The sequence below is a fragment of the Paraburkholderia sp. J69-1 genome, from assembly GCF_905220255.1.
Lineage (GTDB): Bacteria > Pseudomonadota > Gammaproteobacteria > Burkholderiales > Burkholderiaceae > Paraburkholderia.
This window is the reverse complement of sequence record NZ_CAJMZG010000006.1, coordinates 267,745-290,071: the sequence shown is the minus strand read 5'-3', so window position 1 is coordinate 290,071 and position 22,327 is coordinate 267,745. Positions and strand designations below refer to the sequence as shown.

General features: G+C 62.8%; 22 protein-coding genes, 1 tRNA gene and 1 pseudogene. 11 read left to right on the top strand and 13 right to left on the bottom strand.

Annotated features, from left to right (window positions below; all coding sequences use genetic code 11):
• Positions 1–45: 45 nt before the first annotated feature.
• Together U5A67_RS13445 and ligD are read left to right on the top strand one after the other, a co-directional pair.
• A complete protein-coding gene (locus tag U5A67_RS13445; protein WP_321814765.1) occupies positions 46–924 on the top strand; it encodes a Ku protein in 879 nt (292 codons plus the stop codon).
• Between the two features lie 29 nt (positions 925–953).
• Complete coding sequence (gene ligD / locus U5A67_RS13440) at positions 954–3,509, top strand: DNA ligase D (RefSeq protein WP_321814766.1); 2,556 nt, start codon at positions 954–956, stop codon at positions 3,507–3,509.
• A gap of 27 nt (positions 3,510–3,536) precedes the next feature.
• Here ligD and U5A67_RS13435 read toward each other — a convergent pair whose 3' ends face one another.
• On the bottom strand, positions 3,537–4,007 hold the full coding sequence (locus U5A67_RS13435; RefSeq protein WP_205986752.1) for an Lrp/AsnC family transcriptional regulator: 471 nt from the start codon (positions 4,005–4,007) through the stop codon (positions 3,537–3,539).
• 120 nt (positions 4,008–4,127) lie between these two features.
• On the opposite strand from U5A67_RS13435, the gene U5A67_RS13430 reads away from it, so the two are divergent.
• The 5 genes from U5A67_RS13430 to U5A67_RS13410 all read left to right on the top strand — a co-directional run bounded on the left by U5A67_RS13430 (position 4,128) and on the right by U5A67_RS13410 (position 6,584).
• Positions 4,128–4,859 (top strand): AzlC family ABC transporter permease, encoded by a 732-nt coding sequence (locus tag U5A67_RS13430; protein ID WP_321814767.1) that lies wholly within the window; start codon positions 4,128–4,130, stop codon positions 4,857–4,859.
• The gene (locus tag U5A67_RS13425; RefSeq protein WP_205986738.1) at positions 4,852–5,160 is read left to right on the top strand and encodes an AzlD family protein; all 309 of its coding nucleotides are present in this window, start codon (positions 4,852–4,854) and stop codon (positions 5,158–5,160) included. Before U5A67_RS13430 ends, U5A67_RS13425 begins: the two co-directional genes overlap by 8 nt.
• Before the next feature lie 44 nt (positions 5,161–5,204).
• Entirely contained in the window at positions 5,205–6,020 is an 816-nt protein-coding gene (locus U5A67_RS13420) for an alpha/beta hydrolase (protein ID WP_321814768.1), read from the top strand.
• Positions 6,021–6,138: 118 nt separating this feature from the next.
• Positions 6,139–6,223: transfer RNA gene (locus tag U5A67_RS13415), tRNA-Leu, on the top strand.
• Between the two features lie 91 nt (positions 6,224–6,314).
• Positions 6,315–6,584, top strand: a complete 270-nt coding sequence (locus tag U5A67_RS13410) for a hypothetical protein (protein ID WP_321814769.1) — start codon at positions 6,315–6,317, stop codon at positions 6,582–6,584.
• A gap of 96 nt (positions 6,585–6,680) precedes the next feature.
• Here U5A67_RS13410 and U5A67_RS13405 read toward each other — a convergent pair whose 3' ends face one another.
• Together U5A67_RS13405 and U5A67_RS13400 are read right to left on the bottom strand one after the other, a co-directional pair.
• Positions 6,681–6,995 carry a hypothetical protein gene (locus U5A67_RS13405; protein ID WP_321814770.1) on the bottom strand — a complete coding sequence of 105 codons (315 nt, stop codon included), beginning with the start codon at positions 6,993–6,995 and terminating at the stop codon, positions 6,681–6,683.
• A gap of 230 nt (positions 6,996–7,225) precedes the next feature.
• Complete coding sequence (locus tag U5A67_RS13400; RefSeq protein WP_321814974.1) at positions 7,226–8,644, bottom strand: aldehyde dehydrogenase family protein; 1,419 nt, start codon at positions 8,642–8,644, stop codon at positions 7,226–7,228.
• Between the two features lie 100 nt (positions 8,645–8,744).
• Between U5A67_RS13400 and U5A67_RS13395 the strand changes: the two genes are divergently transcribed.
• The 3 genes from U5A67_RS13395 to U5A67_RS13385 all read left to right on the top strand — a co-directional run bounded on the left by U5A67_RS13395 (position 8,745) and on the right by U5A67_RS13385 (position 11,870).
• Entirely contained in the window at positions 8,745–9,692 is a 948-nt protein-coding gene (locus tag U5A67_RS13395) for a LysR family transcriptional regulator (protein WP_321814771.1), read from the top strand.
• A 165-nt stretch (positions 9,693–9,857) separates the two neighbouring features.
• Positions 9,858–10,541 (top strand): DUF2325 domain-containing protein, encoded by a 684-nt coding sequence (locus tag U5A67_RS13390; RefSeq protein ID WP_321814772.1) that lies wholly within the window; start codon positions 9,858–9,860, stop codon positions 10,539–10,541.
• Positions 10,542–10,811: 270 nt separating this feature from the next.
• Positions 10,812–11,870, top strand: coding sequence for a fatty acid desaturase (locus U5A67_RS13385; protein WP_415767824.1), 1,059 nt, complete (start codon positions 10,812–10,814; stop codon positions 11,868–11,870).
• Positions 11,871–11,906: 36 nt separating this feature from the next.
• Here U5A67_RS13385 and U5A67_RS13380 read toward each other — a convergent pair whose 3' ends face one another.
• The 3 genes from U5A67_RS13380 to U5A67_RS13370 form a co-directional block, all read right to left on the bottom strand.
• Complete coding sequence (locus U5A67_RS13380) at positions 11,907–13,220, bottom strand: Nramp family divalent metal transporter (protein WP_321814773.1); 1,314 nt, start codon at positions 13,218–13,220, stop codon at positions 11,907–11,909.
• 102 nt (positions 13,221–13,322) lie between these two features.
• Positions 13,323–13,946, bottom strand: coding sequence for a superoxide dismutase (locus tag U5A67_RS13375; protein WP_321814774.1), 624 nt, complete (start codon positions 13,944–13,946; stop codon positions 13,323–13,325).
• Between the two features lie 45 nt (positions 13,947–13,991).
• Positions 13,992–14,480: a DUF2753 family protein gene (locus tag U5A67_RS13370; protein WP_321814775.1), complete on the bottom strand. Its 489-nt coding sequence runs from the start codon at positions 14,478–14,480 to the stop codon at positions 13,992–13,994.
• A gap of 451 nt (positions 14,481–14,931) precedes the next feature.
• Here U5A67_RS13370 and U5A67_RS13365 point away from each other — a divergent pair, with 451 nt between their 5' ends.
• On the top strand, positions 14,932–15,843 hold the full coding sequence (locus U5A67_RS13365) for a lipid A biosynthesis lauroyl acyltransferase (RefSeq protein WP_321814776.1): 912 nt from the start codon (positions 14,932–14,934) through the stop codon (positions 15,841–15,843).
• A gap of 42 nt (positions 15,844–15,885) precedes the next feature.
• On the opposite strand, the gene U5A67_RS13360 is transcribed toward U5A67_RS13365, so the two are convergent.
• The 7 genes and pseudogenes from U5A67_RS13360 to U5A67_RS13330 all read right to left on the bottom strand — a co-directional run bounded on the left by U5A67_RS13360 (position 15,886) and on the right by U5A67_RS13330 (position 22,296).
• On the bottom strand, positions 15,886–16,635 hold the full coding sequence (locus U5A67_RS13360; RefSeq protein ID WP_321814777.1) for a cation transporter: 750 nt from the start codon (positions 16,633–16,635) through the stop codon (positions 15,886–15,888).
• A 175-nt stretch (positions 16,636–16,810) separates the two neighbouring features.
• A pseudogene (locus tag U5A67_RS13355) lies at positions 16,811–18,175 on the bottom strand (alkaline phosphatase family protein); the annotation flags it as partial.
• 130 nt (positions 18,176–18,305) lie between these two features.
• Positions 18,306–19,886: an isocitrate lyase gene (locus tag U5A67_RS13350; RefSeq protein WP_321814778.1), complete on the bottom strand. Its 1,581-nt coding sequence runs from the start codon at positions 19,884–19,886 to the stop codon at positions 18,306–18,308.
• 295 nt (positions 19,887–20,181) lie between these two features.
• On the bottom strand, positions 20,182–20,349 hold the full coding sequence (locus tag U5A67_RS13345; RefSeq protein WP_321814779.1) for a hypothetical protein: 168 nt from the start codon (positions 20,347–20,349) through the stop codon (positions 20,182–20,184).
• The gene (locus U5A67_RS13340) at positions 20,346–21,065 is read right to left on the bottom strand and encodes an SDR family NAD(P)-dependent oxidoreductase (RefSeq protein ID WP_321814780.1); all 720 of its coding nucleotides are present in this window, start codon (positions 21,063–21,065) and stop codon (positions 20,346–20,348) included. The genes U5A67_RS13345 and U5A67_RS13340 overlap by 4 nt, the downstream gene beginning before the upstream one ends.
• A gap of 172 nt (positions 21,066–21,237) precedes the next feature.
• Entirely contained in the window at positions 21,238–21,357 is a 120-nt protein-coding gene (locus U5A67_RS13335; protein WP_415767830.1) for a 3-hydroxyacyl-CoA dehydrogenase NAD-binding domain-containing protein, read from the bottom strand.
• 18 nt (positions 21,358–21,375) lie between these two features.
• Positions 21,376–22,296, bottom strand: a complete 921-nt coding sequence (locus U5A67_RS13330; RefSeq protein ID WP_321814781.1) for a 3-keto-5-aminohexanoate cleavage protein — start codon at positions 22,294–22,296, stop codon at positions 21,376–21,378.
• Positions 22,297–22,327 lie beyond the last annotated feature (31 nt).

Here is a 22,327-nt window from a genome sequence, read left to right as displayed (position 1 = left end):
ATCGTTCCCTGCACGGGCAGGCAATCCAGCGGAAGGAGGGCGATCATGCCGCGAGCGATCTGGAAAGGCGCTATCAGTTTCGGGCTCGTCTACGTGCCGGTCGAACTCGTGCCCGCCACGCAGAGCGAGCACACGGGTTTCAATCTGCTGGAGCGCCGCAGCTTCGACCCGATCGGCTATCGTCAGATCAACAAGCGCACCGGCAAGGCTGTGGAGCGCGACGATATCGTGCGTGGCTACGAGTACGAGAAAGGCGCGTACGTGGTGATCTCGGACGAAGAGATTCGCGCGGCCAGCGCCGAGGCCACGCAGACCGTCGATATCCTCGCGTTTATCGACGCCTCGCAACTGTCGTTCGTCTACCTCGATACGCCGTACTGGCTCACGCCCGACCGGCGCGCAGGCAAGACCTATGCGCTGCTGCGCGATGCGCTGGCGGCCAGCGGCAAGATTGGCATTGCCAATGTGGTGATGCATAGCAAGCAGCATCTCGCGGCGGTGATCGCGGCGGGGCCGGCGCTGGCGTTGCAGACCTTGCGCTGGTCCACGGAAGTGCGCGAATTCGAGGACATTCAAGCCCTGCCGAAGAGCGCAAAGAGCGAAGGCGTGAGCGCGCGCGAGTTGCAGATGGTGCGCAAACTGATCGACGATCTGACCACCGACTGGCAACCCGACGCGTATCGCGACACCTTCCGCGATGCGATTCTCGAACTTGCCGAACGCAAGGTGAGCGAAGGCAAGGCGCATGAAGTCACGCGCGTGCAGGCGCCCGCGCAGAAGGCGCGTAGTGCCGATATCGTCGATCTGACCGAATTGCTCAAGCGCAGCCTGGGCAAGCGCAAAGGTACGGCGCGCGATGACGATGCAGCAGGCAGCGGCACGCCGCGTAAAACGGCGAGCCGTCGCGGCAAGCGTGCGGCCTAGCGCTTCGAAGCCGTCTGGAGTCAATGCATATGCCGACTCGCGCAAATCTCAAGGATTACGAATCAAAGCGCCGGTTCGATAAAACACCGGAGCCAGCCGCCAAGGCGAAACGCGCGGCGCACGGTGGAAAACGCAAAAGCGCGAGCGCCGGTTCGTTCGTGATCCAGCGGCACGATGCGCGGCATCTGCATTACGATTTCCGCCTCGAACTGGATGGCACGCTCAAGTCCTGGGCGGTGCCTAAAGGGCCGAGTCTCGATCCGGGCGTCAAGCGTCTCGCCGTGCACGTGGAGGATCATCCGGTCGAATATGGGCAATTCGAAGGCCGCATTCCCGAAGGCAGTTATGGCGCGGGGACCGTCGAGATCTGGGATCACGGCACGTGGAAGCCGGAAGGCGGCATGCGCGCCGCGCGCGAAGGGTATGCGCATGGCAAGCTGGCTTTGACGCTCGACGGCGAAAAACTGCATGGCGGCTGGGCGCTGGTTCGTAGCTCGATGGGCGATGTGAAGCACGATAACTGGCTGCTCATCAAACAGCGCGACGATGAAGCAGTGTCCGAAGATGCCGTCCATGTGACCGACGATAAGGCGGCGAGTGTAAAGCGCAAGCGTGCAGAACCCAGGCGCGCTCGCCGCACAAAAGCCGCTACCTCGCGCGCCGACCTCGCATCGCTGGAAGGTGTCGTTCGCGCTGCACTCCCGGCCACGTTTTCGCCTCAACTCGCCACGCCCGCCAGCGCGCCACCCGGAAAAGACGGCTGGCTCTACGAACTCAAATTCGACGGCTATCGCGTGCTGGTCCGCATCGAACACAACGCGCGCGGCAAATCCGACGTGCGCATCGTCACGCGTTCCGGCCACGACTGGACCGCGAAATTCCCGCAGCAGGCAGCGGCGCTGCGCACGCTGAAGCTGGAATCCGCATGGCTGGACGGCGAGGCCGTGGTGCTCGATAAAGCCGGCGTGCCCGATTTCCAGGCGCTGCAAAACGCCTTCGATGAAGGCAGCAGCGACCCCATCGCCATCTGGTTCTTCGATCTGCCGTGGCTCGACGGCTTCGATCTGCGCAAGGTGCCGCTGGAATCGCGCCGCGCGCAGCTTCAGGCCTTGCTGGCGGATCGTCCGCACGAAGCGCTGCGATTCTCCGAAGCCTTCGCGGGCGATCCCGATGCGCTTTTGCAAGCCGCGTGCGAAGCGAATCTCGAAGGTCTGGTCGCCAAGCGTGCGGGCAGCGCCTATACATCGACGCGCAGTCCATCGTGGCTCAAATTGCGCTGCTCGCGGCGCCAGGAATTCGTGATCGGCGGCTATACGGAGCCCGAGGGCAGCCGCGTGGGTTTCGGCGCGCTGTTGCTGGGTGTTTATGACGACGACGGCGCGCTGCTTTACGCCGCACGTGTTGGCACGGGTTTCGACAGCGCGCGCCTAAAGACGTTGGCGCGCGCCTTGCGCGAGCGCGAACGCAAGACTTCGCCATTCGATGCCGTGCCGTCGGCAGAGCGTCGTGCTGGCGTGCATTGGGTGCGCCCCGAGCTCGTGGCCGAAGTGCGCTTCAAGACCTGGACCAGCGCGGGCGTGGTGCGCCAGGCGTCGTTCGTCGGCCTGCGCGACGACAAGCCGCCGAAGTCGATCATGCGCGAAGCGCGGTCGCCGCCGGTGCAAAAGAAGGCGCGCACCGTAAAAGGAGAAACCGAAGTGGCGGGCATACGCATCACTCACCCGGAACGCGTGATCGACGAAAGCAGTGGATTGCGCAAGATCGACCTCGTGCATTACTTTGAAGCGGTCGCGCAATGGCTGCTGCCGCAGCTACAGAAACGGCCGGTGGCGCTGGTGCGCGCGCCTTCGGGCGTGAGCGGCGAACTGTTCTTTCAGAAGCACGCAAGCAAGCTCGAGATTGCGCACGCCACGCAGCACGCGGGGCTCGATGAAGGTCACGCGCCGCTGTTGACCCTCGATAGCGTCGATGCACTCGTGGGCGCGGCGCAGATGGACACGATCGAATTGCACACGTGGAATGCGCTTGTCACGAGCATCGAAAAGCCCGATCGCCTGATCTTCGACCTTGACCCCGACCCGAAGCTCGGTTGGGACCGCATGATCGAAGCGGCGCAACTGACGCGCGAACTGCTCGACGCTTTAGGCCTGCGTGCATGGTGTAAAACGAGCGGCGGCAAGGGCCTGCATGTGATCGTGCCGCTCGCGCGCCACGCGCAATGGCACGAGGCAAAGGATTTTGCGCGTGCGGTGGCGGTGCATATGGCGGCGACCTTGCCCGATCGATTCAGCGCGAAGATGGGCCCAAAAAACCGCACGGGCCGCATTTTCGTGGACTATTTGCGCAATGGCCGGGGCGCAACTGCGATTGCCGCGTATGCGCCGCGCGCGCGGCCGGGGCTGGGCGTTTCAGTGCCGATCGCGTGGGAAGAGCTGGAAGCGGGCAACGTGCAAAGCGGCGCGCAATGGACCGTCGCGAATCTGCACGAGCGCCTGAAAGCGCTACACGACGATCCTTGGCAAGACTACGACACCGCGAAACAGCGCATTACCGTGGCAATGCGAAAACAACTGAACGCCGATTAAACGGGCCGCTTTCGCTCACGCTTCTGATCACATCGGAATTTCAGACGTGAGTTTGATTTTCTGCATCGGGATATCGGTTTTCACGCTTTGTACGCCGGGAATACGCGTCAGATATTCCATCAGGAAGCGGCGATATTCGTCGAGATCGGCGGCCACGATACGCAGCAGAAAATCGCAATCGCCGGCCATCAGGTGACATTCCACCACGTCGGGGAAATGGCGCACCGCTTCGGCGAAGCTGTCGACCGTATGCGCGTCCTGGCCCTTGAGCCAGACGCGCGCGAACACGGTCAGCGCCTTGCCCACCTTGGCCGGATCGAGCACGGCCACGTATTTTTCGATCACGCCCGCATCTTCCAGCAGACGCACGCGGCGCAGGCACGGCGAGGGCGAGAGCCCCACCTGCTGGGCCAGGTCGACGTTCTGCAAACGGCCGTCGCGCTGCAGGGCGTTGAGAATGCGCCGGTCGATGGCGTCGAGCTTCGGATGGCTTTCCATGTCGATATTCTGCTGATTCGTGGCATTGAATGCCAAATTCTCGCGCCTGCATGGCCACAACGCAACCCGATTCGAATGCATTCGGCAGAAAATATCGCCTTTGCAGGAATTGTAATTATTATGAGCAGTGTGCCTACCTCTGCCGCTTCCACGCGGCGTTCCATCGATACTTCCGAAGTCGCGCGCGGCATGCGTGCAGCCTTGCCCATCATGATGGGCTTCATTCCGTTTGCTCTGGTGCTGGGCGCGCAGGCCGCGCAAAAGGGCCTGAGCAATCTCGAAGTGCCGCTGATGACCGGCGTGAATTTCGCCGGCGGTTCCGAATTCACGGCGGTGCGTCTGTGGACTTCGCCGCCGCATATCGCGCTGATCGTCGCGATGTCGTTCCTCGTCAACGCGCGCCATATCCTGATGGGCGCGGCCTTCGCGCAATACATCCGCCACGTGCCGCTGCGCCGCGCGCTGCCCGCGCTCTTTCTGATGTGCGACGAAAGCTGGGCAATGGCGATGGCCGATGCTCGCACCAACGGCGCCGGACGCGTGAGCATGGCCTATTACATGGGCGTCGCCATCAATCTGTGGCTCACGTGGGTGTCGTTCACGGCGCTGGGCGCGGTGCTCGGTCCCGTGCTCGGCGATGTGCAGCGTTATGGCTTCGACATGGCGTTTACCGCGGTTTTTCTCGTGCTGCTCAAGGGCATGTGGAAGGGCGCGCGCGCGAGTCTGCCGTGGCTCGTGAGCCTCGCGGCTGCAGGCGTGACCTACCTTTACGTGCCGGGCGCCTGGTATGTGGCGGTCGGGGCGTGCGCGGGCCTTGTGACGGCCGTGCTGCGGGAGCCGGCCCATGCTTGAAGGATCGACGCTCGCTACGCTGGCGACCATCTTCCTGATGGCCGCAACCACTTACCTCACGCGCATCATCGGCTATGTGGCCTTGCGCGACCGCACGTTGAGCCCGCGTATGCGCGCCGTGATGGAGAATGTGCCGGGCTGTGTGCTGATTTCGGTGATCGCGCCCGCGTTCGTCTCGCGTGATCCCGCCGATCTCGTGGCGCTCGCCATCACGCTGTTCGCCGCGACGCGCTTCTCCTTGCTGCCGACGGTGCTGATCGGCGTGGCGGCAACCGGCATACTGAGGCACTTGCTCGGCTGAACGCTTCGGCCGCTTCCACTTCGCAGCAGAACGACCGCATAACAATGAAAGAGACAAGCGCTTTCACGCAGGACCATTGGATCGCGGGCCCCACGGGCAAGCTGTTCGCGCGTAGCTGGCAGGCCGATGGCGAAACTAATGACGCCGATTCCACGCGCGGGCCCATCGTGCTGCTGCACGATTCGCTCGGTTGCGTGACGCTATGGGGCGCGTTTCCCCAGACGCTTGCGCGCGCAACGAAACGCCGCGTGATCGCCTACGATCGCGCGGGTTTTGGCGCATCGGATGCGCGTGCGGATCGACTCGCAGCACACTTCGTGAGCGACGAGGCCGCGCGCTTTTTCCCCGCGCTGTGCGAGCAGTTAGGGATCGAGCGTTTTATCGCGTTCGGCCATAGCGTGGGCGGCGGCATGGCGGTCGAATGTGCGGCTCGCCATGCGGGGCAGTGCGTGGCGCTCGTGACCGAAGCGGCACAGACCTTTGTGGAAGATCGCACGCTGGCCGGCATTCGCGCTGCGCGCGAGCAGTTCCGCGATCCCACGCAATTCGCGCGGCTGGCGCGCTATCACGGCGACAAGACGCAATGGGTGCTCGATGCCTGGATCGATACCTGGCTCTCACCGGAATTTGCCGACTGGTCGCTCGATACGGTGCTGCCACGCGTGTCGTGCCCCACGCTCGCGATTCACGGCAGTCTCGACGAATACGGCACGCGCGTGCATCCCGAGCGGATCGCGGCGAGCGTAAGCGGTCCTGCACGGGCCGCGATCATGGAAGGCTTGCGGCACGTCCCGCACCGCGAGCAGGAAGCGCAGGTCGCGGCGATGGTGGCCGATTTCCTGCGGCCGCTCGCGCATTGATCGCGCACGCGGGCGCTTCGCAACGTAGCGACTTTTCAGGCCTTTTTCACACGCCTGAAAAAATTTTCGATATTGCTCTTCAAAAATTCGAAAAGTCTCGATACAATGCCGATCCCTTGCCGACGTGGTGAAATTGGTAGACACGCTATCTTGAGGGGGTAGTGGCGAAAGCTGTGCGAGTTCGAGTCTCGCCGTCGGCACCAAGGATATGGAAACCCGCAAAAGCGTCATGCTTTCGCGGGTTTTTTCATGGGCGCGCGAATCGCGCACCAGGCGCCAGGCACGGAGTACAAGTTGGGCAGGAAAAAGAGTGCGGAGAAGTTGAAGGTCGTCGCGGTTCGCGTCGATCCGTCCATCGAACGTCGATTGCGGCTGCTCGCGGAAACAAGCGGCCGCAAGCCTTCGTATTTCCTGCAGCAACTGATTGAAGGCGGTCTGGGCGCACTGGAAGACGCCTGGCTGCCTGCGGACGTACTCGCGCAGGTGCGCTCGGGCACCGTGCCCGAGCCGTCCGGTTCGCCATCCGAGCCGGATCTGTTCGGCGATATGGCGTCTGAGGATTGATGGGTTTTGCCGCGCATTGCCTGAATCCAACTCCCGCTTCACGAATCGAAGCGGGAGCCGGGTCGATCTGCGCTAATTGACCTGTTAGCTGCCCTGTTAATTGACCTTGTTGGCCTGCTCCTTCGCCAGCAGACGTTGCGCCTGCATATCGCCGCGATTGGCTTCCTGCGCAGTCTGAACGGATGTTTCCGTGGCTTCGGCCAGCGCCGCGCGTGCCGCGTTGCTGATCTTGACCGAATACGATGCCGACGACGTGCTTTGCGTCGCGGACGTGCCGCTTTGCGATTGCGTGGCGCTCGACGTCTGGTTCGTAGCGCTGGTTTGCGCGGACTGGCCGCTGCTAGTTGTGGTGGTATTCGTTGCCGCTACATTGGCGCTATTGAGCGGGCTGGAGACCGATTGAATGGCCATCAAATTTTCCCCTTTATATCTATTGAAGCACGGTGTTGTGATGCGATGCCGGAATACGGCAAGTGCTTTATCGGCGCCAATCTAAATACGCTTTAGCAGTATATTTTTTGTAACGGCGACGGTACTTAAGCAATAGATAAGGTCGGTATCAATCGGTCCGATTAAATAATAATCCTGAATAACAACGACTGTCGTTCAGTATCTGCAAACGCTTTTGCAAGTGATTGTGCTTATACGCCCAGAACCGATTTAGGCTCCAGAAATGCCTCCAGCCCGAAGCGTCCATATTCGCGTCCGATACCCGATTGCTTGAAGCCGCCAAACGGCGCGGCTGGTTCGTGTGCGAGTGTGTTGATCAGCACGCGGCCGGCGTCGATGCGCGCGGCAACGGCGCGTGCGCGTTCCACATCGGGCGAGCAGATATAGGCCTGCAATCCATAGGGCGTATCGTTGGCAATCGCAATGGCGTCTTCGGTGTCGCGATACGCGATGATCGAAAGGACCGGCCCGAAGATTTCTTCACGCGCAATCGTCATGTCGTTGCGCACGTCGCTAAAGAGCGTAGGGCGCACGAACCATCCGCGTTCGACGCTCGATGGCCGTCCTTCTCCGCCTGCGAGCAGACGCGCGCCTTCTTCGATCCCAACGCGGATATAACGCTGCACGCGCTCCCATTGTTTCTGGCTCACCATCGGTCCGATGCTCGTATGCGGATCGTGCGGGTCGCCCGATTGAAACTCTGCAATAGCTTCCACAATCTTCGCCTCGAATTCAGCGAGACGTGATTGCGGCACCAGAATACGCGTGCCGGCAATGCAGGCCTGTCCGCTATTCATGAATCCCGCTTGCAACGCGAGTGGAACGACATCGTCGAAATTTGCATCGTCGAGCACGATCACCGGCGATTTGCCGCCCAGTTCCAGCGTCACGCGTTTGAGCGTTTGCGCGCCCGCGCTGAGAATCGCCTTGCCCACAGCGGTCGATCCCGTGAACGACAGTTTCGCGACATCGGGATGCGTGCAGATTTCTGCGCCCACGATATCGCCGCGACCGGTGACAATATTGAATACGCCCTTGGGCAAGTCCGCTTCGTGCAGCGCTTCGGTGACGATGCGCGTTTGCATCGCGCTCATTTCGCTCGGCTTGATCACGGCCGTGCAGCCTGCCGCCAGCGCCGCCGCGAGTTTGCCGCAGATAAAGCCCGCGTCGCTGTTCCAGGGCGTGATCAGGCCCGCCACGCCCAGCGGTTGCATGACGACGTTCGCCGTGCCCGCGCGGCTCGCGAACGAATACGCTTCGAGCGTATCGGCGGCCTGCTGCAGCACGTCGCTCGCGTGGCGCGCCATCCAGCGACCGCGCGACACCGGCGCGCCGTATTCCTCGACGATCGCTTCGAACAACGTGTCTTCCTTCGCCAGCACGGCTGCGTGCAGGCGTCTGAGCAGGGCGACGCGCGCGGCTTTATCGGTGCGCGAAAAAGCCGGGAAAGCGCGTTTCGCGGCGGCGATGGCGGCGCGCGCGTCTTCGGCATCGGCGAGGCGCACGCGACCGATCACCTGCTCGGTGGATGGATTGAAGAGATCGAAATATTCGCTGCCGTGCGGCACCACGAAGGCGCCGTCGATATAGATGTGCTCGATGATCTGCATGGTCTTGAAGTGAATGCGTTGTCCAGATCGCAAGATAGGCCGATGCGATTGACCTGACTAGCCGTACAATCCGGGACGACGTATTGAGGAATCCAGGACAATGAAAACCTCGGGATTGAGCGAGCTGGAAGCCGTGCTGGCCGTGGCGCGCAGGAGCAGCTTTCGCGCGGCGGCCGACGAGTTGAGCGTTTCGACTTCGGCGTTGAGTCATGCGGTGGCGGCGCTCGAAGCGCGCATCGGCGTGCGGCTCTTCAACCGGACGACGCGCAGCGTGTCGCTTTCGGAAGCGGGCGCGCAGTTCGTGCAGACCGTGGCGCCGGCGCTCGCCACCATCCAGAGCGCTTTCGACCAGGCCGGGAGCTTTCGCGACACGCCTTCAGGCACGCTGCGCATCAACACTTCGGCGGGCGCGGCGCGGCAGGTCATGCCGGTTTTTATCGCCTTTCTGAAGCGCTTTCCCGAGATGAAGCTCGATATCGTCACGGAAGGGCGCTTGATCGATATCGTCGTCGAAGGTTTCGATGCGGGTATCCGGCTCATCGAAACCGTGCCGCAGGACATGATCGCGGTGCCGTTCGGCGATCGTCAGCGTTTCGCCGTGGTCGGGAGTCCAGAGTATTTTTCTCGTCATAAGCCGCCGCGCACGCCCGCCGATCTCGCGCAGCATCGCTGCATACGCAGCCGCATGCCGAGCGGCGCGATCTATCAATGGGAATTCGAAAAACGCGGCGAAGTCGTGCGCGTCGACGGCGAAGGCGCGCTCACGCTCGACGAGCCGCATCTGATGCTGGAGGCCGCCCGCGCGGGTCTCGGGCTGACCTATCTGACCGAGTGGAACGTCCACGCCGATCTCGCGGCCGGCGCGCTCGTGCGTGTTCTCGAAGACTGGACGCCGGCTTTGGACGGGCTCTGCCTCTACTATCCCGGCCGTCGTCACACGCCCGCTGGCTTGCGCGCCTTGATCGAGATGATCCGCGAGCATGCCGAATCGCGCCGCGCGCGCGTGGCGAGGCGGGCAGGACGCGGCAAGGCGAAGCCGCGCTCCTGAGGCTGGCGGCCGGTCAAAGGACCAAAGGACGTCTCAGCTCGCGTCATCGCGTCTCGATCGCCGTCACCCAACCCGCATATCCCGCATCGCCCATCTTTTAGTAAATGAGAATCATTGCTAATATGGAGGGGCTTTGGGCGCGGATGCCAGCAAGGACGGAATGCAATGACGGCGACAGATCGAGACTGGGGACATTTGTGCGACGAGCACTGCCGGGTGGTTGGGGAATTAGGACGTGCGCAGCGGCGCGCGTCGGCGGTCATCGTTGAGCAGGCGAAGCAGATTGCCGCGCTGCAAGCCCAGGCGATGCAGTTGCGCGCCACCGCGATGATCCGCGAAACGGCGCTTGCATGGGCCAGGGAAGAACTCGCCGAGGTGAAGTCGGCGATTGCCGGTTTGCCGAAACGCCTCGCGCTTGCACAGCAGGTTCGGGTGCTCGAAGAGCGGGTGAGTACGCTCACGCGCGGAGCAACGCGCGGCACGTTCAACGCGAGCCGCCCTGCGGTGGAGGCAACGTCCGTAGCCGCCGCGTCGCCCGGCGGGCAGCGCAAGGTCGTCATGTGGATCGCCCAGGACCGTCAGCCGACGGAGCGAACCGATCTCGCGCTCGCCGAAACGGGCGTGCAACTCGTGCGCACCGATGCGGGCGACGCCGAGCAGCTTAATGCCGGTCTCGCCGATGCCGATCTCGTGATCTGCCAGGCGGGATGCGTGAGCCACGGCGACTGGTGGCGGGTGAAGGACTATTGCTCGCGCACCGGCAAGCAATGCGTGCTGGTGATGCAGCCCGACGCGCTCGACCGGGTGATCGCATCGAGAGTGGCCGCATCCGCCGATGCCGACGATTAGCCACGCACAGCAAAGCGCCGCCAGACGTCGCCCGCCTGCACCCATGCGGCCAAACGTCGCCGTTATCGGTCTCTTGATCGCAATCAAGACCTGTTTTGGACGACTGATCGAAAGTCCCACAGCACGGCGAAAATCGCCGACTCATTCCGCCTGAGCGCGCGAGCCCCGATGTTCTGTGCGCTCGCCGCGTCTGCGCCCTTTACGTCTTTTGTGCCCTTTACGCACATTGCACTCATCGCTCCCTGTTCTTCTTACGAGGTGAATCGACCTATGACCATGCCTGTCCAGCCCGTGCCGCCAGGCGATCCGTTGCCGCACCGGAAAATCCTGCGCTCGTGGCTCGAATCGCTGTCCGGGCGCACGACCGCCTATCCCATCGTCCTGCTTTTGATCGACTATGCCGTTTTCGCCGCGTTGATGGCGCTGGTCGTGCTCGCGCATAGCGTAGCGCTCAAACTGGTTGGCGCACTCTGCATGGGTTTCGTGATCGGGCGGCTGTTTATCATCGGACATGATGCGTGCCATCAAAGCCTCACGCCGCGCCGCGGGCTCAACAAATGGCTCGGCCGCATTGCGTTCCTGCCGTCGCTTACGCCGTACAGCCTGTGGGAAGTGGGACATAACGTCGTGCACCACGGCTACACGAACCTCAAGGGTTTCGATTTCATCTGGGCGCCGCTCAGTCTCGCGGAGTTTTGCGCGCTGTCGCGTCCGCGCCGCTGCGTCGAGCGCCTTTATCGAAGCGGCTGGGCGCCGGGCCTCTACTACATGGTCGAGATCTGGTGGAAGCGCATGTTCTTCCCAAGCAAGACCGCGATGCCGACGCGCCGTCCGGTGTTCTTCCGCGACTGCAGCCTGGTGGCCGCGTTCGCGCTCGTCTGGCTGGGCGCGCTCGCGGCGGCCGCCGTGGCGACCAAGCAATCGGTGCTGCTGTTGCTGGTGTGCGGGTTTGGCGTGCCGTTTCTGTTCTGGTGCTCGATGATCGGCTTTGTCGTCTATGTGCATCACACGCATCAACGCGTGCGCTGGTATGACGACCGCACGGCATGGGCCAACGCGCAGCCGTTTATTTCGACCACCGTGCACCTGACCTTCAAATGGCACTTCGGCGCGATGATGCATCACATCATGGAGCACACCGCGCATCATCTGGATATGAGCATTCCACTGTACCGGCTGGAGGAGGCGCAGGCGCGGCTCGAAATGCTGCTGCCCGAGCGCATCGTGATCCAGCCGTTTTCGTGGAGTTGGTATTTCTCCACCGCGCGTCACTGCAAACTCTACGATTTCAGTGCGGGACAGTGGACGAATTACGACGGCCGCGCCTGATGATGAACACCTTCGGCGCGTCGTGAGATAGCGGGCTTAAGCCGCGCCGGTGAAACCCGGCAGCGCCACGCCGAAGGTCTGAAGCAGCAGGACGCCGTTCAGGAGCAGGATCACCCCGGTTGCCGCGATCGCGGCAACATCGGTCATGCGGCTGTTGGCGAATTCGCCCATGATGTCGCGGCGGCGCGTAAAGCACACGAGCGCGACCATCGGCACCGGCAATGCGAACGAGAGCACCACCTGGCTGACGACCAGCGCCTGCGTCGCATTCACGCCCAGCGCGACGACCGCGAACGCAGGCGCCATCGTCACGAGTCTGCGCAGCCAGACCGGAATCCGGAAGCCGACAAATCCCTGCATGATCATCTGCCCGGCCATGGTGCCGACCACCGAACTCGACACCCCGGCGCTCAGCAGCGAAACCAGAAAGAGCGAGGCCGCGCCTGCGCCTAGCAGCGGTGTCAGCGTTTGATACGCCGTGCCGATTTCCGCCACGTCCCGGTGGCCCGTATGAAATGCAGCGCTGGCCATGATCACCATCGCCATATTCACCAGCCCGGCGACAGACAGCGCGACGATCACTTCTAGATTGGAAAAGCGCACCAGCAGGCGGCGCTCGTGCGCCGTGTTGCTGGCGATACGGCCTTGCGTTAGCCCCGAGTGCAGATAGATCGCGTGCGGCATCACCGTAGCGCCGACGATACCCGCCGCCAGAACCAGCGCACCGCCGCCCGGCAGTGACGGCACGAGCGTGTGCCGGGCCACCTGTGTCCAGGCAACCGGCGCGATGAACATCTCGACGAGATAGCAAAGGCTGATCACGCTCACGAGCGCGCCGATCACGATTTCCATCGGACGGAAGCCGTTTTTCTCGAACAGCAGGATGCCGTAAGTGACGATTGCCGTGATCGCCATTCCGGCGATCAGCGGCATTTTGCAGAGCAGCGCGAGTGCAATCGCGCCGCCGAGGAATTCGGCGAGATCGGTGGCCATCGCCGCGATTTCGCTGACGCCCCACATCGCGTAGACGGCGGGACGCGAAAACTGCTCGCGGCACAGTTCCGCCAGGTTGCGGCCGGTGACGATGCCGAGTTTCGCGGAGAGCGCCTGGAACAGCATCGCCACGAGGTTGGCGGCCAGCACGACCCACAGCAGCGCATAGCCGTATCCGGCGCCGGCCTGGATGTTGGTCGCGAAGTTGCCGGGGTCCATATAGGCGATCGAGGCGATCACCGCCGGGCCCGCGAACAGCAGCAGCGCCCGCGGTCCGCGCGGACCGCCGGCAAGCACTTCGCGGATCGCGCTGGTTGCACGCCCGGTGAGCGTGCAGGAGTCTGTCGCCGTGTTCATCGAAACCTCCCGTATGACGTTGTGTGTCATACGATCAATGACTACTTAGTGTTCCTGATCATGCGGCGAGCGATCCGGAGTGCCTGAGATGCCTGCTTGCGCTTAACCGCGTGCGGCGGCGTAACGGCGCGCCACTTCCTGCCAGTCGACCACGTTATAAAACGCACCGATATATTCGGGTCGGCGGTTCTGGTACTTCAGGTAGTAGGCGTGTTCCCAGACATCGAGGCCAAGAATCGGCGTGTTGCCCGACATCAGGCCCGCCATCAGCGGACTATCCTGATTGCCGGTGCTTTCCACCACCAGCTTGCCTTTGGGATCGACGCTCAGCCAGGCCCAGCCGCTGCCGAAGCGCGTCAGCGCAGCCTTGGTGAAAGCGTCCTTGAAGGCGTCGAAGCCGCCCAGATCGGCGTCGATGGCGGCTTTGAGCGCGCCGTCCGGCTCGCCGCCGCCGCGCGGCGACATCACGCTCCAGAACAGGCTGTGGTTGGCATGACCGCCGCCGTTGTTACGGACTGCCAGGCGCAAGGATTCAGGAAGCGACTCGATCCGGGCGACCAGCGCTTCGACCGGCAGATCGTGGAATTCGCTGCCTTCCAGCGCGGCATTGAGATTGTTGACGTAGGTTTGATGGTGCTTCGAGTGATGGATCTCCATCGTGCGGGTATCGATATGCGGTTCGAGCGCATCGACCGCGTACGGCAGGTCCGGCAAAACGTAGGGCATCGAGGTAACTCCTTGCGGGCGGGCTGAAGGGAATCAGCGGGTGGATCAGTGCCGCGCCGGACCGTCGACGTTCAACGCCAGACAGCCCGCGCGCAGGACACGGGTGACGAGGGGATGGGGCCCATGGCTGGCCACATGCGAGATCAGGGCAAGGTGGGTTTGCCGGCTGTGATGCAGCGCAGCCTGGCGAAGCGACGCGGACCGGTCGGTGTCGACCATCAGCGCGATGAGCGTTTCGTGCGCGCGGCACAGATAGCGCGCGGCGGTGTCGGTATCGCCGTGGTCGAGGTGCAGATCGGCGAGGTTGTGACAGGAAACCACCAGAGCGGCGACGCAATCTTCGGCATGGCCCGGCGGCGGCGCGGCCAGCAACTGGCGTGCGATCGACAGGGCGCGTTCGTAGCCGTCCAGCGCGGCGCCTGCGCCGGCTTCGCGCGTGGCGGCGATCGCCTGACGGGTGATCGCTTGCCACTGGGACAAGCTCTGGTCTCTGGCTGGCGAGCCGCCGGTGGCGGGCGTGGCGTGCTGGTGCATGGGCGTGCCTCCTGTTTGCGCCGTGTTTGATCCTGTGCGCAGACAGTGCGTCTACGTCATCTGGATTTGTAAATGATAACCATTACTATTTAGATTGGCCAGAATAACCGTGGTGATAGTTGGGGTAAGGGGTGACGGCTGGCGTCGATGGGGACGCAGTAGTAGCGTGTCTGGCCGGTGCTTCGGTGTGCGTTATGCCGTGACGCTGCTGCGCCGTTACGGCTTGAGGCAGGCCGTGAGCAGGCCAATCGTCCTTTACCGGGGACAAATCCCTATGGTGCGTAGCGACATAGCCTGTCACAAAGTGGCACGTGCGAAGCCGGCCTGAAATTGGTACGCTTCGTTCACCTCAAGACAATGGCGTCGCAACGTCAATTTTTTCGTTCCAGCTTCCCGCCACGGCGCTGAGCCTAGCAAGGATCGCTCTCCATCAGTGTCGATACTTTTCCAAATGGCGATAGACGAAACGCATAAGCAGGAAAAATTCTTGGGGCGAGCAGGCTTTGCTGCGATGGTGGCGCTGCTACGCGTTCTTTCTATCCTTCCTTACGGGCTGGTCGCGAGGCTTGGCAGCTCGCTCGGTGCGATGCTGTACCGGCTTCCGAGCTCCCGCAAACGTATCGTTCACGTCAACCTGCGGCTGTGCTTTCCAGACCGCTCGGAACGCGAGTACGACGACCTCGCGCGAAATCACTTTCGCCATGTCATCCGCAGCTATCTCGAACGCGGCATTCAATGGTTTGGCAGTGCGAAGTCCTTGCTGAAGCTGGTGGACATCGAAAGCCGGATTGATCTGGACGACCCGAATGCGCCACCGACCATCTTCCTGGGCTTTCACTTTGTGAGCATCGAGGTGGGCTGCATACTGTATTCGACGCAATCGCCCGCCGCCTCGTTGTACACGCGGATGTCGAACGCGCGCCTGTGCGCGCTGGCGAAGCGCCAACGTGGCAGATTTGGCGCGGAGATGATCGAACGTTCGACCAGCGCGAGGAAGATCGTTGGGCTGCTTCGCTCGGGCAAACCGGTCATGCTGGCCGCGGACATGGATCACGGCATCCACAATTCCGTTTTTGTGCCGTTCTTCGGCGTTCCCGCCTGCACGCTCACGTCGGTTTCGCGCCTGGCGCGCCTGGCCCATGCGCGGGTGGTGCCGTTCGTTACGGAAGTGCTGCCGGATTATCGCGGATACAAGCTCACCATCTTCGAGCCGCTCGGCGACTTTCCATCGGAATGCGACACACAGGACGCGCGTCGGATCAACGAGTTTCTGGAAACGCAGATACGGAAGTGCCCAGAGCAGTACTACTGGGTGCATCGGCGCTTCAAACATCGTCCGCCGGGCGTACCCAGCGTGTATTAGTGGCTGATGCAGCCGCGCAGAGGCGCGGTTGCGCTGGCAGCTCTAGCGTCCTGCGCCACGCTCCGAAGCCGCAGCCTGCGCGCGAGGCCCCATGCGCAGCGAGCACATCCGCCATGCAGACGCCTTGAGGAAGCTCAGGCCTTTGCGAATCGGGCTGTCTTTCGGAAAGATCGCCGTGGCGAGCATGATCGCGCCGATCAAAGCCGTGGCGATATGGTCGAGGTTGCCGAAGCCCGCCAGAATCCCGCCCGCGCCAGCCGCCGCAGCACAAGCCGACAACGCATCGATGCGCGCATGCCACGCACCCGCGCTCAATACGCTTGCGGCGCGCGAATCGGTATCGGCGACTTTTTCCGCAGTGGCGCTCAGGCGTCGCGCCGTGTATTCGCGGATGGCGATCACCAGCAACGCCGCTGCCAGCACCCAGCTCTGCGTCGCGCCGCTGGTGGCGGCCGGAATCGTTGCGTCCGCAACCGACATGCCGCAGCAACCCTGAGCCAGCAATGCAGCGCCCGCGAGGGCTGAGACTGTGGTGCAGAAGGTCGCTGGCGTGAAGGACGCGGCCATGCGCGGCAGCTTGCGCAACTGACTGGCGCGCAGGAACAGCGAGGCAAAAAGGAGTGCATCGACCAGCAGATCGATGAAGGTGTGGACGCCGTCGGCGAAGATGGCGCGCGAATCCGCGCACCAGCCGATCGTCAGTTGCACGGCCACCAGCGAGGCGCTCGCGAAGACACTAAGACGGGCGGCGCGGACTGACGCCCGGTCACACTCTGAGGTGACGGGTTGCATGCGGTGCTGGGATCTGAGTTCTTGTACGCCCAGCGTACCGCGTGCAGATTGCGGGTTGATGACGGTGGCGCGAGTCGCCGCACGGTGCCGGTCAGTCCTGTGGCGATGGGCTTGCCGGTGCGGTCTCGCTGGCGGGATCGGCGGGCTGCGGTGCAGGCGGGCTGCCGCCCGTCAGCTTGTGGAAGAAGTCCAGCGCGTGCTGGCCGGTGGACATCGAACCGAGCGTCGCCGCCGGGTTCAGTCCCGCTCGGCGCGCGGTGCCGCTCACGAGGCTCTGCTGCAGATCGTTGAGCGGGCGCGCAAGGCTGGTCGCGGTAAAGCCGCTGGCGGGCGGCGCGGCGATTGCCGGCAGGTCGGTGCGCGGCGTGTCGAGCGTGAGCAGGGGCGCGAGCGTCGGCGCGGCGGCGACGCGTTTGCTCGCGAGCATGTCCGTGGGCGCGATGGCGAGCCAGTCGCGCAAGGTGGCGAGGATCGAGGTGTGGTCGTAAGGCGTGGGCTCCGGCGAGCGGAGCACGGTGCCCGGCGCGATCCACGGCGAAACGACCACGGCGGGCACGCGAACGCCAAAGCGGTCGAATGCGAAGTTCTGGTCGCCTGGGTCGCTCGCGGCATCGGGCGACACGGCGTTGGCGGGCGGCAGCACATGATCGTACGTGCCGCCGTGTTCGTCGTAGGTGATGATGAACAGCGTCTCGGGCCACGCAGGCGACTTGCTGATGGCGTGCCAGATATCGTAGAGAAAGCGCTCGCCCGCGTAGACGTCGTGAGGCGGATGCTGATCGTTGGGATCGAGCAGAAAGCGCGGCTCGATAAACGCATACTGCGGCAAGGTGTTGTTCTGGCAAGCAGAGACAAAATCGCCGAAGCGCTGGAAATTCGGCTTGTATTTCGTACCCCAGAGCGTCGGGAACATCGTGACCGTGAGCGAGGGGGCAATCAGCGCATCGCTATATACGGCCCAGCTCGCGCCCACGTCGCTCAGCACGTTGAAGATGGTGCGCACCTGCCAGTCGAACGGATCGGGCGGATGGCCGTTGTCCACGTGACCGTTCGAGGTGCCCGCGTGGACGAAGGCGCGATTCGGCCAGGTCTGGCTGGGCACGGAGGCGAACCAGGCATCGCAGACGCTGTATTCGCGCGCGAGCGTGGACAGCACGTTCAACTGTTCCGGGCTGTGGCACTGCATGACCTGGCTGGGGTCTGCCGTGGTGGTCGTTTCGTAGTTGAGCACGAAGCCGGACATCGGCGCCGCGCCTGCCGCGCCGCCGAGCAGTTGCTCACTTACGTTCACAAACGTTTCCTGCGGGTCGGGATCGGGCAGGGTGGCGGTGGCGGCCGGCGTGGTTGCGAAGATCGTGCCGCCTGCCTTGGTGGGATTCGACAGTCCGGGTGTCAGGCCATCGAATGCTTTCTGCGCAGTCGATGCAGGCAGAAATTGCGCGGGACTCGCGCCGTTGCTGTAAAGACCGCCGAGCATGGTATCGAACGAGCGGTTTTCGAACATCACGACGACGACATGCTTGATGCTCTGCAGGGACATGGTGCTCTCCGTTGCCGGGTTTGACGAAGAGTATTGGTGCAGCCGCGTGTTTTCGGCAAGGCGGATCAAAAAACGCCAACCCGGCTGGGCTGGCGTTTTTGCGTGCTGTTTGCTTGCGAAATGACCGTTCTTAGAACTGGTTCATCGTGTTGTCCTTGCCTGCTGCCTTCAGCGCTGCTTCGCCGCTGAAGTATTCCTTGTGATCGTCGCCGATATCCGAGCCGGACATGTTCTGGTGCTTCACGCAGGCGATGCCCTGGCGGATTTCCTTGCGCTGCACGCCTGCCACATAGCCGAGCATGCCTTGATCGCCGAAGTATTCCTTCGCGAGGTTGTCCGTCGACAGTGCGGCTGTGTGGTACGTCGGCAGCGTGATCAGGTGGTGGAAGATGCCGGCTTCACGCGACGCGTCGGCCTGGAAGGTGCGGATCTTCTCGTCGGCCAGCGTGGCGAGTTCGGTCTGGTCGTATTCCACGCTCATCAGCTGGGCGCGATCGTACTTCGACACGTCCTTGCCGGCGGCCTGCATCGCATCGTAGGCCTGCTGGCGGAAGTTCAGCGTCCAGTTGAACGACGGGCTGTTGTTGTAGACCAGCTTGGCGTTCGGGATCACCTTGCGGATTTCGCTGACCATGCCGCCGATCTGCGCGATATGCGGTTTTTCGGTTTCGATCCACAGCAGGTCGGCGCCATTCTGCAGCGCGGTGATGCAATCCAGCACGCAGCGCGCTTCGCCCGAACCGGCGCGGAACTGGAACAGGTTGCTCGGCAGGCGCTTCGGACGCAGCAGCTTGCCGTCGCGCTTGATGATGACGTCGCCGTTGCCCAACTGGTCGGCGGACAGTTCTTCGCAGTCGAGGAACGCGTTGTACTGGTCGCCCAGATCGCCCGGCTGGTGCGTCACGGCGATCTGCTTGGTCAGGCCCGCGCCCAGCGAGTCGGTGCGCGCCACGATGATGCCGTCGTCCACGCCCAGTTCGAGGAACGCGTAGCGGATCGCGCGGATCTTGGCGAGGAAGTCCTCGTGCGGCACGGTGACCTTGCCGTCCTGGTGACCGCACTGCTTTTCGTCGGAGACCTGGTTTTCGATCTGGATACAGCAGGCGCCCGCTTCGATGAACTGCTTGGCCAGCAGATAGGTCGCTTCAGCGTTGCCGAAACCGGCGTCGATGTCGGCGATGATCGGCACGACATGGGTCACGTGGTTGTCGATCTTTTGCTGGATCGCGGCCTTCGCCGGACCTTCAGCGCCGTCGAGCTGGCGGAACAGACCGCCGAGTTCGCGTGCATCGGCCTGACGCAGGAAGGTGTACAGCTCGCGGATCAGCGCGCTGACGGAGGTCTTTTCGTGCATCGACTGGTCCGGCAGCGGGCCGAATTCCGAGCGCAGGGCGGCGACCATCCAGCCCGACAGATACAGGTAGCGGCGCTCCGTGCTGTTGAAGTGCTTCTTGATCGAGATCATCTTCTGCTGGCCGATGAAACCGTGCCAGCAACCGAGCGACTGGGTGTACTTCGCCGGATCGGCATCGTAGGCAGCCATGTCGGCGCGCATGATCTTTGCCGTGTACTTCGCGATGTCCAGGCCCGTCTTGAACTTGTTCTGGGCGCGCATGCGGGCGGCGTATTCGGGATTGATGGCATCCCAGGCGCTGCCTTGTTGTTCCTTCAAACCGGCAACTGCCTGGATGTCTTCTTGATATTGGGACATGTGTATCTCCTGAGAGGAAAGCGCGTTTGACTGGTGAGTCCGGCGTGTCGCTGCGTGTCTCGAAGCGCACTGCATGACTTAATAGTAAGCGCCGTTCGCTCAACTCTTATATAAGACATAAGACATAATTTATTCTTATATTTCAATGAGATACGAGAGAAATTTTGCGATGCAAAACACCTTTTCAAGCCGCGAAAACGCCGCGACGCAGAAAATCGCTCGGAATTCCGCAATATGAAACGCGCTTTCGGCTGCTGGAGAAACGGGCGGGTGCGGGCGGCCCGCCAGAGCGCTATTAGTCGAGCAGGAAAACGGCCATTGCCGACCAGTCCAGATCGCCCATGCCGGCGTCCACGGTCTGTGCCATGCGGCCATGCACGGCCGCGAGCATCGGCCAAGCTGCGGCCGGCCGGTTGCGCGGCCGTTCGGCACGGCGCGCGGTCAATGGGTTCGATGAGTTCAATGCCCGGCGCTCTGGCCGCCATCCACGTGCAGGATCTCGCCGGTGACGAAGGCGGCGGAATCCAGATAGAGAATCGCATCGACGATCTCGCTCATTTCGCCCATGCGCCCCATCGGATGCAGCGCGCTCAATGCCGCGTGCGTTTCGGGCGCGTGCATCGGCGATTTGATGACGCCCGGCGACACCGCATTGGCGCGAATGCCCGCGGCGGCGTATTCGATCGCGAGCGACTTCGTTGCCGCATTCAGGCCGCCCTTGGTCAGCGAAGCCAGCACCGAAGGTACGTTGTGGTTGGCCTGATCGACAAGACTCGTTGTGATGCTGAGCACGTGGCCGCTGCGTTGCCTGAGCATCTGCTCGACGGCCAGTTGCGTGATGTGGAAGAAGCCGTTGAGGTTGACGCGGGTGATTGCCGCGTAGTCGTCGGCCGTGTATTGCGTGAACGGCTTGGCGATGAAAATGCCGGCGTTATTGATGAGCGTATCGATGCGGTCGAAGCGCTCGATGGCGGCATCGACTACTCGGCGCGCGGTGGCCGGGTCGCCGATATCGCCGGCTACCGTGACGAGATTCGCGTCGGTAGAGGGCGCGATGGTGCGCGACGTCGCAACCACGCGATGGCCGAGTGCGAGAAACGCCTCGACCGTTTGCGCGCCAATGCCTTGCGACGCGCCGGTGACGATGATGACTTTCGAATTGCTGCTGGGGGTGTTCACGGGAGTGTTCACGGGGGTGTTCACAATGGGCCTCGCTGGAAGTGAGTTTCCGGTCTGCTTGCCGGGCGGATCGAAGCGATCCGATGGATGCAGACTCTAGGCGTATCGGCGCAGGATTCGAACACCCGCCATGGACTATGAGTTTTGCGTCGGGGGAACAAATGAGGTGGAATCAGGAGGGCGACTCGGCCCCCTCGCCGGGATCGGTCGCTGTGACGGCAAAACCCTGCGCCAGGAAGTATGTCGCCCAACCTGCGTTAATGACACCCGCGCCGACAACGGCGACCTGGATGGCCCGCGCTGCTATTGCCTACGCTTCCTGACAGGCCGCGCGGCTGGTTTCGCGCAACGGCCGCAGTCCAATGATCTCCCGTGCTTCAGCGGGCGTGGCCGGCTCATAGCCCATCTCGCGTACCAGGCGCACAAGCCGCTCGACCAGTTGCACATTGGTGGCCAACTGACCTTGCCGATAGTAGAGATTGTCTTCGAGCCCGACTCGCACGTGCCCTCCGAGCAACAGCGAATTCATCGCGGCGGGCAACTGCGCCGCGCCGATGGCGCTGACATTGAAAACGGTGTCGCGGGGCAGATGATCGACCATCGTCTGCAACAACCGGGGCGTGTAGGGCAAGGCGCCCTGAAACGCATTGGCGCCGATCACGATATTGATAAAGTGCGGCGCCTCGTCGAGCCCCTCATGAATCGCACGCTGCACATCCTGGACAATATCGGCGAGGCCGAACACTTCCCACTCCGGCTTGATGCCGCGATCCTTCATCATCTGCGCGATCTGCCGGATGCGCGAGGGCGGTGTCGCCACCAGTATTTCCTTGCCGCCAAAACTCGCAATCACGGTCTGCGCATCGAGCGTGCACATCTCGACGCCGTCGCCCTGCATGCCCTTCAGCCGTTCTTCCCACTGGATTTCCCACAGGCCGTTGTCGAGTTCGCGAACCATGTCGCCATTGATACCGCCGCCGGTGGAGTTGTTGAGGATGATGTCGCATTTGTCGCGAATCAGCCGGTTGATCTGGCTATAGATTGCCGGATCGCAGGTGGCCTCATCGTCGGGACGCCGCGCGTGCACCGCAACGACGCTGGCACCGGCGTTATAGCAACGATAGGTGTCGTCCGCGATCTCCTGCGGCTGCGTCGGCAGGTTCGGGTTCATTGTCTTGCTGGCCATGCCGCCGGTCGGGGCAACGGTCACGATAACTTTGGGCTTGCTCATGATGGGTGACTCCAGATTTTGAATGGGATGC